Origin of the sequence: Acinetobacter sp. 2JN-4 (genome assembly GCF_003687745.1) — a bacterium.
GTDB classification, from domain to species: domain Bacteria; phylum Pseudomonadota; class Gammaproteobacteria; order Pseudomonadales; family Moraxellaceae; genus Acinetobacter; species Acinetobacter halotolerans.
Genome location: NZ_RDNY01000003.1, coordinates 240,426 through 254,430, shown reverse-complemented (window position 1 = coordinate 254,430; position 14,005 = coordinate 240,426). Strand labels below are relative to the sequence as shown.

At 38.8% G+C, this 14,005-nt stretch carries 13 protein-coding genes; all 13 read right to left on the bottom strand.

Going from position 1 to position 14,005, the window contains the following annotated elements; all coding sequences use genetic code 11:
- Nucleotides 1-91: 91 nt before the first annotated feature.
- Nucleotides 92-700, bottom strand: coding sequence for a histidine phosphatase family protein (locus EAH57_RS06380; RefSeq protein WP_121929318.1), 609 nt, complete (start codon nt 698-700; stop codon nt 92-94).
- The gene (gene cobT, locus EAH57_RS06375; RefSeq protein ID WP_121929317.1) at nt 690-1,760 is read right to left on the bottom strand and encodes a nicotinate-nucleotide--dimethylbenzimidazole phosphoribosyltransferase; all 1,071 of its coding nucleotides are present in this window, start codon (nt 1,758-1,760) and stop codon (nt 690-692) included. The genes EAH57_RS06380 and cobT overlap by 11 nt, the downstream gene beginning before the upstream one ends.
- A gap of 1 nt (nt 1,761) precedes the next feature.
- Nucleotides 1,762-2,280 carry a bifunctional adenosylcobinamide kinase/adenosylcobinamide-phosphate guanylyltransferase gene (gene cobU, locus EAH57_RS06370; RefSeq protein WP_121929316.1) on the bottom strand — a complete coding sequence of 173 codons (519 nt, stop codon included), beginning with the start codon at nt 2,278-2,280 and terminating at the stop codon, nt 1,762-1,764.
- Nucleotides 2,281-2,282: 2 nt separating this feature from the next.
- On the bottom strand, nt 2,283-2,906 hold the full coding sequence (locus tag EAH57_RS06365) for a 2'-5' RNA ligase family protein (RefSeq protein WP_171407393.1): 624 nt from the start codon (nt 2,904-2,906) through the stop codon (nt 2,283-2,285).
- A gap of 77 nt (nt 2,907-2,983) precedes the next feature.
- The gene (gene mtlD / locus EAH57_RS06360) at nt 2,984-5,119 is read right to left on the bottom strand and encodes a bifunctional mannitol-1-phosphate dehydrogenase/phosphatase (protein ID WP_121929432.1); all 2,136 of its coding nucleotides are present in this window, start codon (nt 5,117-5,119) and stop codon (nt 2,984-2,986) included.
- A 264-nt stretch (nt 5,120-5,383) separates the two neighbouring features.
- A complete protein-coding gene (locus EAH57_RS06355; protein WP_121929315.1) occupies nt 5,384-6,004 on the bottom strand; it encodes a GNAT family N-acetyltransferase in 621 nt (206 codons plus the stop codon).
- 149 nt (nt 6,005-6,153) lie between these two features.
- Complete coding sequence (locus EAH57_RS06350) at nt 6,154-6,504, bottom strand: hypothetical protein (RefSeq protein WP_121929314.1); 351 nt, start codon at nt 6,502-6,504, stop codon at nt 6,154-6,156.
- Nucleotides 6,501-8,009: a PepSY-associated TM helix domain-containing protein gene (locus EAH57_RS06345; RefSeq protein ID WP_121929313.1), complete on the bottom strand. Its 1,509-nt coding sequence runs from the start codon at nt 8,007-8,009 to the stop codon at nt 6,501-6,503. The genes EAH57_RS06350 and EAH57_RS06345 overlap by 4 nt, the downstream gene beginning before the upstream one ends.
- Before the next feature lies 1 nt (nt 8,010).
- Nucleotides 8,011-8,304 (bottom strand): hypothetical protein, encoded by a 294-nt coding sequence (locus EAH57_RS06340; RefSeq protein ID WP_121929312.1) that lies wholly within the window; start codon nt 8,302-8,304, stop codon nt 8,011-8,013.
- A gap of 86 nt (nt 8,305-8,390) precedes the next feature.
- Nucleotides 8,391-10,544, bottom strand: a complete 2,154-nt coding sequence (locus EAH57_RS06335) for a TonB-dependent receptor (protein ID WP_171407404.1) — start codon at nt 10,542-10,544, stop codon at nt 8,391-8,393.
- A 144-nt stretch (nt 10,545-10,688) separates the two neighbouring features.
- The gene (locus EAH57_RS06330) at nt 10,689-11,324 is read right to left on the bottom strand and encodes an RraA family protein (protein ID WP_121929311.1); all 636 of its coding nucleotides are present in this window, start codon (nt 11,322-11,324) and stop codon (nt 10,689-10,691) included.
- The gene (locus EAH57_RS06325) at nt 11,321-12,082 is read right to left on the bottom strand and encodes a (2Fe-2S)-binding protein (RefSeq protein ID WP_121929310.1); all 762 of its coding nucleotides are present in this window, start codon (nt 12,080-12,082) and stop codon (nt 11,321-11,323) included. The genes EAH57_RS06330 and EAH57_RS06325 overlap by 4 nt, the downstream gene beginning before the upstream one ends.
- Before the next feature lie 8 nt (nt 12,083-12,090).
- Nucleotides 12,091-14,001: an IucA/IucC family protein gene (locus EAH57_RS06320; protein ID WP_121929309.1), complete on the bottom strand. Its 1,911-nt coding sequence runs from the start codon at nt 13,999-14,001 to the stop codon at nt 12,091-12,093.
- Between the last annotated feature and the right edge of the window lie 4 nt (nt 14,002-14,005).

Genomic DNA, 14,005 nt, shown 5'->3' with positions numbered 1-14,005 from the left:
GATAAAGAAGTGCCATGTATCATAGACAGGAGCAATGACAGTTCTATTACACCATTTAGTAAAAAAATTTAAATACAATCGTATTTCTAAGCTAAGTAATAAGTGAATTTTCCATAAAACCAATCTCACTTTCACCTTTAAGCAACTCTAATCGATACAGTTTTCCAAGCTCAGCAGGCATTTTTAACAATTCATTTAAGTCATATTGTCTTGCTAAACAGGTTAGTAACTTTATTACCCCACCGTGCGTAACAATCAAAGCAGTTTTCCAGTTATTGTCCTGCATTTGCTGATGAATTTGTTTGAAACCAACCAAAAGTCGCTGTTGGAATCGCGCTAAAGGCTCACCATCCGGAGCTTGGAATTGGGTTGGAAATTGCCAAAAATTTGCCAACAATTCAGGCGATGTCTCATAAATCGTTTGTGTTGGAATACCTTCCCAATCGCCAAAATACATTTCTTTGATGTGCGGGTTAATAATGAAAGCTAAGTCTAATTGTTTCGCCAAGTTTTCAGCGAATAGACTACATCGTTGCAAAGGTGAACTAAAAATAACATCCCAATGCTTGTGCTGATCTAGATGTTGTTGAATGGTTGTTTGCATCTGCAACCAACCTCGTTCAGTTAACTCATCATCAAGGTGCCCACGCAACGTATGGCTTAATGTCGTTTCACCATGGCGCAGAAGATCAATCTGCAACTTTATCCCCCGAAACTGCCGCTTCTGCAAATGTTGCCATCTGATTATGTAGCACACAAGCGAGTTGAATCATTGACAATGCTGCACCCGCACCGCTTCCTTCACCTAAACGTAAATTCATGTTTAGAATCGGTTGAGCATTCAATTGTTTTAATACACGTTGATGACCATATTCAGCAGACTGATGTCCGAATAGCATCCATTCTCTTACTTTGGGTTGAATACCAACCGCACATAAAGCAGCCACAGAACTAATAAATCCATCCACGATAATCGGTAAACCAAGCTGTGCACAACGTACATAAGCACCTGTCATCGCAGCAATTTCAAGTCCACCGACTGCCGCTAAGATTTTTATTGCATCATCAGCGACATAAGACTTGTGTAATTTTACAGCTTGATCAATGACGTTGATCTTATGTAGCAATTGTTGATTGGTGATACCTGTACCTACCCCCGTCAATTGTTCAGCACTTTCATTCAATAAAAGACAGGCGAGCGCTGAGGCTGAACAGGTATTGCCTATACCCATTTCTCCAGCAATAAAAACATCTGCGGCTTTTGATTGTGCACGCTCGACACTCTCTTTACCTAACCGTAAAGCAGTGGCGCACTCGTGTTCCGTCATCGCTGCTTGTTTAGCAAAATTTGCTGTGCCAGCACGAATACAATGACGTTCAACACCCACATAATCATATGCCTCACCCACTGTGCCACAATCTATCACCTGTAAATGAGCGTGATGATACTTGGCAATCACACTAATAGCAGCGCCACCTGATGCAAAGTTCTGTAGCATTTGGCGTGTCACTGCTTGAGGATAAGCAGAAATATTTTCTGCAACCACACCATGATCCCCTGCAAAAATACTAATCCAAGGTGTTTTAATTTGTGGATGTACTGTGGCTTGCAATCCAGCTAAGGTAATCGCAATCTGTTCGAGATCACCTAATGCGCCAGTCGGTTTGGTTAATTGCAGTTGACGTTGTTCAGCTTGCAATTTTGCATTCATATCGGAATGTTTAACAGGCTCCAACCACCATTGAACAGATTCTGTCATGCTATTTCTCATCTTTTAAAATCATTGGAAATCCTGCCACGCAAAACACAACTTTATGAGCGAATTGCCCCAAAGCTTGATGTAAACGCCCTGCTTCATCGACAAAACGACGACTAATTTCACCCATCGGCACGACTCCAAGCCCCGTTTCATTGCTCACGAGAATGATTGTTGATTTTAATTTGGGTAATACATCTAAAAATTTTGCAGTTTGTTGTTGCTGCAATTCAGTATCATCGTGCAGCAATAAATTCGTCAACCATAAAGTCAGACAATCAACCAAAATCAACTGATTTTCTTGATCCAGTTGCAATAATTTCTCAGCGAGAAAGATCGGTTCTTCACAAAGTTTCCACTCCATTGGGCGTTGTTGCTGATGGTGCTCTATTCGCTGCTGCATTTCTTCATCTAAGGCTTGCGCTGTTGCAACATAGACAACAGCTAGACCAGTTGCTTTCGCTGTTTGTTCAGCTAAGCGACTCTTTCCTGAACGTGCCCCACCCAAAATCAGTTGCAACATATTTAACCTAAACTAAGCCGATAATAAGGATAAAGTAATCCTTGTAAAATCTGTGCTTTATAATAACCGAAAGTTAAATGTCGTACCTGAATTTTAAACTTTTGGGGTTGCAATTTTTGAATACGTTCAAGTATCAGTTCACTATTCCATGCTTTGCGGTAAAGGCCTAAAGTAATATGGGGACAATATTCTGGCGCCGCAATTTCCGTTGAGCTTAGAGACAATTGCTGACGGATTTTAGATAAAATATTTTGTTTATCATGAATTTGTAAAAATAAAGCACTGCTAAAGCTATCAATGCCAGTCACTTCAAGTTCCAAACAATCAAGTTGTAACGCTTCTAGGTTTTTGATTTGTCGATTAAGTTTGCTCATTTCAAAATCATCATCAAAGTTAGGTATATGTGCAGTTAAAAAGCCTGCAACAAACAATGTGATGTGATATTGGCGCTGATTCGAAGGAATCAGCAGATCTGAAAATGCTTGTTGTAATTGTTCTAGATATTCAATCAGTTCAGGCTGATTGATTTCGATATACCACAAACCATATTTGACCCGACCATGATGCCATTCTGGATAATCATGAATACCTGTTGCCATCAGTTTTGTAGATGCTTGTAATAACACAACTTGTAGATCATTTTGAAGTTGTGTTATTCAAACATACATCGGTTCATTTTTTAAAGCGTTTTTGACGCTTTCATTTAAACGCTTTCTAACCGAGTAACCAAGAGATTTTGAAAATCAAGTTCCATACCATCCTCTTTCAATTGCGACTGTATCCCACTATAGAGTGCATCGAGCAAAACTTTACGCTGACTTTCAGAAATATCCAACTGCGCAATATTTTTTTGTAGGTGCTGTACGATCACCACTTCATCTAAATCTAAAACTTTTAAAGCATATACATAGCCATAAATCGCCCCTTTCAATAAATTTTGATAAGGAATTTGTTGGTGTATATGTTGTTCAATACTACCCAAAACGCGCTCATTAAAACTTAGTTTTCGTAAAGGATCTCTAGCCACACGCTCACAAGGATCTTTATAAGCTGATCGACATGAGTTCAAGAAACTCTCTGCCATACGATCAAGTTCTTTGGCTTGATTTGGAACGACATTGCCTAGACCCAATTTAACCTCATCAACGAGTTGCTCAACAAAACACTGCATTCTTTGATCAGACATCGCGATACCGATGGTTTCCATGTCATTTAGACTTGCATACCACGCTAACATGGCATGACAACCATTCCACAACCGATTTTTAATCACTTGAATATCGGCAATCTGATCGACTAAAACCATTTGGCGCATTTTACTTAAGAGTGGACTTCTATTTTCAACATAAATCGGCATATCTGCTTCACTGTTGAATAAAATTAAATCCATATTTTGTGTGCATTGACCTACTTGAAATTGCTCTCGTAGGTCCTCCAAGCATTGCGTCATTTGTTGCTCGTGTTTCTCACTCAACGTAGTTTCATCTGAAAGTTCAATGGCATCTGCATTCAAGTTGGCTTGGCTTTGTATATATAAACGATGCTTAATATTGAGTTGACGGTATAGGGTTTGATCGGTCAGTTTTGAAACCATTCGATTCACGACGGTATCGCAAAAATAGTGTTCACTTAGAATATGTTCAGCGATATCTTCATCAGTGATTTCAAGTAAAGCGTCACGAATATATTTGAGTACCAGATACTTTGCACAGACTTTATTGAGAATGATTAAAAATGTAATGGGTTCATTATTATGCTGTATATCTTGCGACATAAACCGTGCAAGTAAGCCCTTTGCAATCACTCGCGCTTCAGATTCAATTGCATTTTCAGGGATACACAATGCAATTAGACTCGACTGCATATACATTTCAAGCATTTGCTGTTCATTATTGGCATCAATGGCAGTTAAATTGTCAATTCGCTCATCATAAGAGGATTGGCCATATCGAATGCTATACCCAGCAAATGTATTCACAGACTCGAGATACAAACGATTTCTGGTCGAAGCCAAAATTCGTTTAGGTCTGGTAAAACCATCCCAATGCGACAGAACTTGAGCAATATATCCACCACCTATTGCACCAAAACCATGGATACCAACTGTCAACTGATTCAGGCTTTGCGGAAAAGCTTCTTGTAAAATCGGCATCCCCATTTCAGGAATATATTGGTCCAAAGCATTTAGACACGCATACATATCTTGATAATAGAAATTTGCTTTAGATAACATATCATCGTTTGGTTCTTTGATATCTTTAAGCAGAATAGTGATACCACTAGCATCAAATGCAGAACGAATTCCATTTTCTGAATCTTCGAACATCAAACATGTCGATGGATCTAAATTTAGCTGTTCAGCAGCTTTCAAGAAAATTTCGGGATGTGGCTTGCCTTTTTCGACTTCATCACCACAAACCAATACATCAAAAAATTTATAAACATTCGCATTAATTAAATATTCTTCAGCGATTGCTCGACGGCTTGAAGTCGCAACCGCCATCCTTAAACCAGACTTTCTTAAACGCTCTAAAACTTGAACCAATCCCTTTTTAATCGGTACACCAAGATGACGTACAGACTCTAATTCTAATTCATCCGCACGTTTTCGAATTGCTTGATAAGGAACATCCTCACCGTAATGTTTTTGAGCAAGTTGCTCAGCCGTTGTTGCACTCAAACCTAAGCATTGCATGAGATAATCATCAGAAAATTCCTGTCCGATGAGTTCTTGAGATGCCTGTTTCAATGTTTGAAACCGTAACCGCTCAGTATCAAACATTGTTCCATCCATATCAAAAATTGCCCCATGAACAGGATAATCATGAAAAATCAGCATTTTGACTCCTAAAATATTTATTACGTTATCTAGAGTAACCAATAAAGATGCCAATAATGCAGACTGTAAATAAATGAAATGAAATTGATCAAAAATCATACAACAAGCTCAGTTTATTATTGTCTTTTGTTATGTTTGGATAAAAAACTTGCACCATGAAGGAATCTATGAACGTTTAATGATCGGATATGAGTGACATACGCACCAAGCGTATGTCTAAAATCTGCTTATTACTGATGAAACAGCCTAGGATACGCTGAGAATCTAGGCTGGTTGTTCATTCATTTGTTGTTGTGATGCTTGATAATGTTCCCCAAACTTGTCATAAAAAGTTTCTCTAAAGCAGTAATACAACATCGCCGTTTTTTCCGCCATCGGAATCAAACCTTGACTCTCATAACAAAGATCTTCTACCACCGCTGCATATGGTTTTACCGTATGGTCTGGTTCACCAACAATCTTTTTAGCTTTAGAATGTTCAAAAATATAGAAACTCAATAAACGAATTGTTGGACGTAAAAAACCTTTTCCAAATACCGATTTATCACCAAATAACAAATGCCATCCTAAATCATTGTCATCACCTTGGTAATAACGACCCAAACGATCTCGCTTACCCTCATAGATTTCGGTATAACCGACATCTTTGCCATTTACACCAACGATCAATAAACGTTGATGGTCGTCTGCCAACATTTTGTCAAAATAAACGTGTAGTTCAAGTTCAGATTTATTGAGTTGCCATTGAGGAATCACATGAGGTTCATGCATCCACTGATGCAATAAAGGTATATCTTGCGGATATTGAACTTGACGTAAGTAGTATTGTGTTCCGTCTTCATGGTATTCAAAGTAATCGGGTAATTGTTGAGAGATTGTGATCATCTTCTAATCCTGGTTTAGCATTATCTTAAATAGTAATGATAATCATTTTTATTAATACAGCAACCCTATTTCCCATTTTTCTTTGTTATTTAAACCAGGCCACTATTTATAATAAAAATCATGGATCGACTCTACGGCGAGACAAATTTCTAACTAGACTTGCTGATCAGTTCAAATATGCTAAAAATAACAGCAGCTAAAAGGCTCAGCTTCCATAGCAGCGAAAATTTCTTTTTCAATCTATAAAAAAGTAAAATTTGAATAAAAAATGCAGTTGGAACGATGACAAACAACCAGGTTAACAATCCTACAGATAACCCCTCAAAGCGATAATTCATCCACATTGAAATAGCCAATAATACTAAGCAGCTAATCACCATGATTTGTTTGATCTGTTGGGAATCCCACCAAGCAAGTTGCAAATGTTTTTGTCCAAACTTGCTTAGCATACAGCTTTGCATCAATGCAGCAATCGCCCAGAATAATGAGGCAAAACTCATGCTTTATCCCTCGTCTTTTTGATATAGAGGCGCAGGAAAGCGAATAACACAAACCCGATAGTGAGACAGGCAATATCTACACCAGCAATTGACCAACGTTGTTGTAATACGCTATTCCATAAAGATGCCTCAGGTATCGTCATAAAACTTAGCAACGGAATCAACAAAAATATAGATGCGGTCAAGCTCGTTAAAGCAATCACCCCTCTACGTATCGGAAGCATGAGACTAAAGATTAAGCTGAATAGCCATGCACAATAAAATAAGGTGACCTGATGATTGATCAAAACATTCGATGTTAGTGGCAATATTCTATTCAAAAGAAGATAAATACCTGAAGCGAAAGGTAAACCTAAAAAAGTAAAAAAATTAAGATGTTGCACCAATTTATATGTAAATCTGTTTTGTTCATTAATTCTTTTTTTCTGCCATAACAAAGCGCCAGCCGCCAACATCACACAACCAATAACTCCAAGAAGCGCCAAGATAAACCGCATCCACATCGATGCAAAATATCCAAGATGAATACCATAAGTTGACGAAGCAAATTGAGCGATTGCGCTCATATTTCTCGGCTGCTCGAGCTGCTGCGCTGTATTTGCATTAAAAATATATTGCGGTGTATTGAGCGTAATAATATTTTTATAGTTATAGTCAAAGGTGATCATTGCTTCTGGTGTATTGGGTTTTTGAACTTCAAATTTATCCAAGATCGCACCCTCATCAGTACGCTCAGGCATTTGTGTTATAAAGCTTTGAAATGGTTGCATACTTTCTAATGACGGCTGAGATTTTGCCATTTCAACAAACTGCATTTCACTATAAAACTTAGGAATTCCATCTTTTCCATAATGTTCGGTTAACCCCCAATGGAAAACCAAATAAAATAAAATAATCAGCCCTGTAAAGGCCATCACCAGATAAAATGGGAAGGTAACAACCCCCGTAATATGATGTAAATCGAGTAAGGTGCGTTGCCCTTTAAAAGAACGAAAAACGAAGAACTCTTTAATAATTTTCTTATGGGTAATGATCCCTGTAATCAGGCTAATCAGTAAAATGAGTGCCGCAATCGCCACAATCAGACTACCAACCGAGCTTGGTATTGGATACAAGGTATAATGCAGCTTAAAAAAGAAATCACCGCCTAAGGTATTACGTAACGGATTAAGCAACTCGCCTGTTTGTGGGTTTTGTAGTTGCTGATGCCGACCTTGTTGGTCTTGCCATTGCAGTAAGTTGACAGGCATTCGCTCGTTGGCCACCGTGACACGCCAGCGTTTAGCATCTGCGGCATGTTGATTTAGATAGTCAAATGCCATTTCAGCAGCATGTTGCGTCGTCGGTATTTTTTCTACTTGAGTTACAATTTCTGGCTGCGACCAAACATTGATTTCTGTACGAAAATACGCGATTGAACCCGTGAGAAAAATAAAAAAGATCACCCAAAGAAAGAGGATACCAAACCAACTATGCAGTATTGCTTGTATTTGACGGAAATTCATTTCAAGCAACTCCCCAATGAGCTAATAACCAATAACTGACAAGCAAAAAGATACCCAAACTATTGATTGGCCAAAACCACAACTTAGATATGACGGAACTGGTAAAAATAATATAAAAAATAAAAAAGATAAAACTGATGAAAACTGCAAAATACACATTTTCAGCTTTAGCAAAAGGTAGCCATTTGGCTAAAACCAGACTTAACCAAGAGCTATAACAATACGCAGCCAAACAAACAATAAACACTCTACGGTAGCTGAGATAAAACTTTTCTTGTTTTTCAGAGTGATTCATCTGTACGACCTTAAAAAAGAAAAAAATACTGTATGCAAAAAGGAAATATCTGCAATAAATACAGATATTTCCTTAGTTAGATCGAATTAATAGTTAAAGGTATAACTTAAACCATAAGTACGACCTTCAGCAGGAAGACTTTCAACAAGCCCATATATCTTTTCAGCTTGCTGACTGTAGACAGTACGATAGTCTCTATTCCAAACATTATAGACACCAAAATCTACGCGGCCTTTCCATGCTGGGAAATGCGTTAATACATCCATGGTGGTGTAACCTTTTATTTTAACTGCAGCCGGTGAACCATCTTTCAAAGCTTCATCCGTACCTTTTACTGCTAGCATCTGTACCCGAGTACCAAAACCTTCATCGTTATTCCATTCAGCAAACACCGTCCCTTTGGTCGGCGATACTTGGGTAGCATTTAACTCTTTCCATTTGTTGTCTGCTTTATCTTTAAATTGACCACGGGTATAACCCAAGCTACCGCCAACTTTAAAATCCTGCATAAATGGATAACTTGCAGTGACTTCCGCACCATAAATGCGCTGATCAGTATCAACAATACTTGCCACTCTATTTTCAAACTTGGTTACTTTATCCGAAGTGTTATAAAAACCTGTGATCCCTAGGTTTAGCCCTTGCTCATCATTCAAACGCCAACCCAATTCATAACTATTTACACGAATAGGTTGTAAATCTGCGGTTGTGGTCAAGTTAAATGCGTCACGCATCATGCGTTGTACATCAGGGAAACTAAAACCTTGTGAAAAGTTTGCAAAAGCTTGTTGATCATCCGTTAGCTTATATACTGTTCCTAAGTTAAACAGAACCGTATCATCACTTACAGAACCGCTTGGCTGTTCAACACCTCGGGCAGTATAAGCTTCTGTTTTTGCTTTAATATATTGATAGCGCGTACCTGCTTGTACATTTAAACGATCTGTAAGTGCGTAATCTGCTTGCAAGAATGTGCCAACATTTTGAATCGTTGTATCAGGCCCAGCATCAGAAGTCTTCCCCGTTGGTTTGAAGTGAAGTCCTGTATTTGATACAGCTAAGTGATCATAATATTGATCATCCTTTTCATGATCATAATCAACACCATACGTCAGCTTAAGATCACGGCTTGCAACGTTAAGATCACTTTGCATGGTGGAACGGAAACCAGCAACATCAATGTTAGACTGACTCTGTGTTGCTTCGGTCATAGCAGCACCAGTATAGACTGGATAGAAACGCGCATCTTCTTTACGGTAGTACGCTTCTAGATTAAGTACTTGCCCCAATACATTTTGATTTTGGTACTGTGTATTGAAGGCATAACGTTCAGTAAATGGCTGTGTCGGTAATTGTAAGCCTTTTTTACCGATATAAGAGTTTGGTAAACCACCATAAACATAATTAGGGCCGTAATCAGGACCATATTCACTATCTTGCTTGTCTTTATAATACTGCGCTCCAAAACTCAAAGATTGAGTGTCTGTGAGGTCAATACTGATACGTCCATTTACATCAATGGTGTCGGTATCTTGTCGACTGGTTTGCATTGGCCCAATCGCAATACGGTCACCATGACTATCAAACTGTGAACCACGACTGGTAAAATTCGCGCCTAAAAAGCCATTTAGATTATCTTTACTAAAAGCAACCGACTGCCCCACTTCATAAGCTAAACCATCGCCACGGAAAGTATCAGAAGATGTAATCCCCAATTTCGTTTCAAAGCTTAGTGGTTGCGATGCATCTGCACGTTTGGTAATGATATTGATAATGCCACCTGTTGCACCAGAACCATAAATGCTGGTTGCCCCTGAAAGCACTTCAATACGTTCAATCATACTTGGACTAATGCTATTGAGTTGTCGAGCAACATCACGTGAACCGTTTTGTGACACACCATCAATCAAAATCATCACATCACGACCACGCATGGTCTGCCCATAATTTGTGGTCGTACCTGTGCTTGGTGCCAGTGACGGTACTAATTGCGCTAACACATCGGCCAGTTTACGACCTGCACCACTCTGCTGTTCAATTTGATTTTTTTCGATGGTTTGAACCGTACCCGCAATATCTGCAATGTTTTTTGGTGTACGTGTTGCTGTGATCACAATTTTTTCTAACTGAGTCGTAGGCTTTTGATCAACGTTTGCTGTTACAGATGCATTCGAAGATACTGTTTCTGCATATGCCTGTTGGGCAAACATGGCTAAAACAGCAAGACAACACGGTGTCATCTTTAATAAAAACTGTTTTGTATTTATCTGATTCTGAAGTTCAACCCCAATTTCATTGTTCACTTTCATTTTTTACTTCTCCAGAGAATTCGTTCAAGCCACTAAAAATGTTCAAAAGGCGAGCTATTATACTTAATACAAACACTAATGAGAATAATTAACATTAAAATAATAATCATTAATATTTTCCTGCGAAAAGAATTTCTCCTTCTTATGTCGCTCCTCATCTTCTAATTGCTGAAAAACATCTAGATATTCACATGCAATATCAGTTTTTAAGACAAAAACGCCATCTGCATCGGCAATCAATAAATCCCCTGACTGCACTGAGAATTGATTGATATAAATCTCTGCATTGATTTCAACCAAACTTTCCCCTTGATTTCGAGTCGTGAGGCAGCTTACAGAATGGGCAAAGATCGGCAATCTGAGATTGAGCAAAGCGGTACGATCAGTAATTGTACCCAAAACAACCACACCTGCTAAACCACAATGTATGGCTGCAACACTTCTCTGCTCCCCCCAACATGCACGTTGAAGATCATATCGAGCATCAATCATTAATACTTCATTTGCTTTACAACTCATGAGCACATGTCTTAATTCACTTGCGTTATTTGATTCAAGTCGCGCCGTTCGTACAATACCGACTAACTTCTGCTCAGGTGAGATTGGAAAAACATGTGGAATATGCCCTATATCAAGCACATGACCAATCGTTGAGGTCGCGATATTTTGATAAGCAGCAACCAGTGATTCAAAATGGTCTGTTTGACTCATGACTTACTCTCTTTCATTTCTTTTAACTGTAAAGGACAATTGCGGCATAAAGTCTGCCCAGCTTCTTCAAGCTGAAAATAGAAGCAGCACTTTTTTCTCATATAAATTTCGTTATTTGGACACCAATTATTCCAAAGGGAGATGAAAGGATTTTCAGCTAAGTTAAAACTTTCGCCTGATTTTGCTTTCAGTAATACAATTTGCTGTTGTAAACGTGATCGATTCGCTTTGCTTAAATCTTGTCGTGCTTGGGACTGATAAAACTGCACCACTCGAACAGCTGCATTTTCCCAAAGCAAGGCATAAGGAACATGTCCAACTCTGGCAAGTTGTTGAAACAGTGGATTGAATTGTCCCAACATATTTTCAATATCATGTAAGGACATGATTTGAAGTGATGATAATGTCGGTTCAACCAATTGCAATGTTCTATCCCAATGCCATGACACAGGTAAATTCACTGCCAATACCGCACTACTCCAGCCAATAAATGGCAACGATGCCGCATGACAATATAAAAAAGGAAGTATCCAGATCGTTGCCCAATATTTGATAAATAATGAGCTTGCGCAGGTCATATTTTTGGCATGAATACGCGCCGCAAAATCTTGTAAAACTTGCCTACAAATCGACTCATCCATGAGGTCGACTAAACGGATTGCATCACCCGCTAAACAACGGATATCCAGTTTCAGATCTTGCTGCAATATAGCCGTGGTCTCAGACCATGTTTGCGGAAAATGCAGGCAGGTATTCATAGCGAACACTATGAATGGTTCAAAGCATGCCACAAAGGGTTCTGGGTTTCCCCGATTCCTGATGGCATACTTCCAATGCGGGTATCTTGTTCCAACAATGGTCGTAATAACTGTTTATAGGGCCATTGTGGTGTTTCAAACAGTAGCTGTTGTAGTTGGATTCGGATTTCAGGCTGGAAGTCGAGTTTTTTTAGCTCTTGCTGTAATTGCTGTGCCAATACACGCCAAAGTTCTACCGCTGAAATTTGGTAATGGCTTGTCAACGTATCAACGATGCAACCTAAGTTAACCTGAATACCGAGTGTTTGAATGTAGAGCAATAACGCCTCAACCGAATCGTGATAAAGCGTATTTCTAAAATCATGAGGGCTTAAATAATCAGGATCTTCTAAACCATTTTCTTCTAACCATGGCAAATAAATGCGTAAGGAATCATGATCACGGAACATCAAACCATCAAATTGCCCATTTTTGAGTACCAAGCATAAATTCTGCCCATGTATCTCGCCCATTAAACCTAAACGGAATAAACGTAAATTTACTTCGAAGAAACACCCACATAATGCGGCGAACTGCTCAATCACTTGTTTGGTGCCATTGTCCTTCTGTTGTAATTGCAAAATATAGTCAAAAATAGCGGGTTGATCTGAAATGCGATGCCCAAGGCTCGCCATCGGGATCAATTGGTAAGGTTGTTGCAATAATTCAGATGGAATATGACGTCGCTGTGCGGCTAGATGCGTTGGTTTTTCAACAAATAACCATTCATTATTTGCACTTCGATCTTGCTGTTTTTCTGGTAAATATGACCACCATTGAGTTTCATCACATAGCCATAACTTTTGTTGTAATACTGGATCTTTCTGTTTCGCTTGGACTAAGAGCTTCTGATTCTTTTCTCCATTGATCATTTTTACAATCGGTAAGAAGCGCAATGAACCCAGCGCTTTAATGCCGATTGGTAATTTAAGGCTTTCTTGTGGAACATCATCTGATAAAAGACTCCGCATAGATGCGCTGGCGTACATACCCTGAGATTTAAAACTCAAAGGTTGGCAAATTCCTGCTGCGACATCTTCAGCATAAAATTTATGAAATAAATGCTGAAATTGCCACGGATGAATTGGCATCGCGATATGGGTTTCACTTAAACCACGTTGAAACATTTCTTGTTTCAGTTGATAACGCTCTGCTCGATTGTTAAAAATCTGGCTCGGCTGCTGAGTAAAAGGATCGTCCACACCAATACCAAACATCATTTTATCTTTATGCACTGCCACCCAGGAAATACATAACTCTTGAGCAAATTCAGGACAATACTGCATATATTCTTGCGGGCTTAAGCCTTCTTTTAACTTGGCTAAAGGATGATAAGGACGGTCCCGATAACCTGCATATTGTTCTAAAACCCGAAACACTTGCGCTGAACACTGATTCAGTAAATCATGTGCATTGACTTGATGCTGCTGCAACAAACTAGATTGCTTTATACACGTGTGAATTTGCTCAGCAAAAGTCTTAACTCTATCTTTGTGGCAATGTTGAAGCAGTCCAACTGCTTGCAAAAACTCGAAGAATTCAATCAATCCAATTGTATTCATTTGAGGCTGCGTATCTGTATTTTCCAGCAATAGAATTTTTGAGTCCGCAGTAAAACACCATGTCTGTGTCACCCCCTTTTGTATGGGAAATAGCACGATACTTTGTTGAACTTGATCACGCAACAGTACGAAATGCTGTTTAAAACCTGTGTTGAACAATGATTCAAAATCAATATTATATTGTTCTAACTCAGATTGAACTGTAGCAAGATCAACAATACATTGCTCAGGAACTAATGCTTCGACCAAGAGCGCGTTAACAAAATCTTGTAGCATTGTTGGGTTTGACAACTGATAGATCGGTTGAAGTGCATTCATAAAT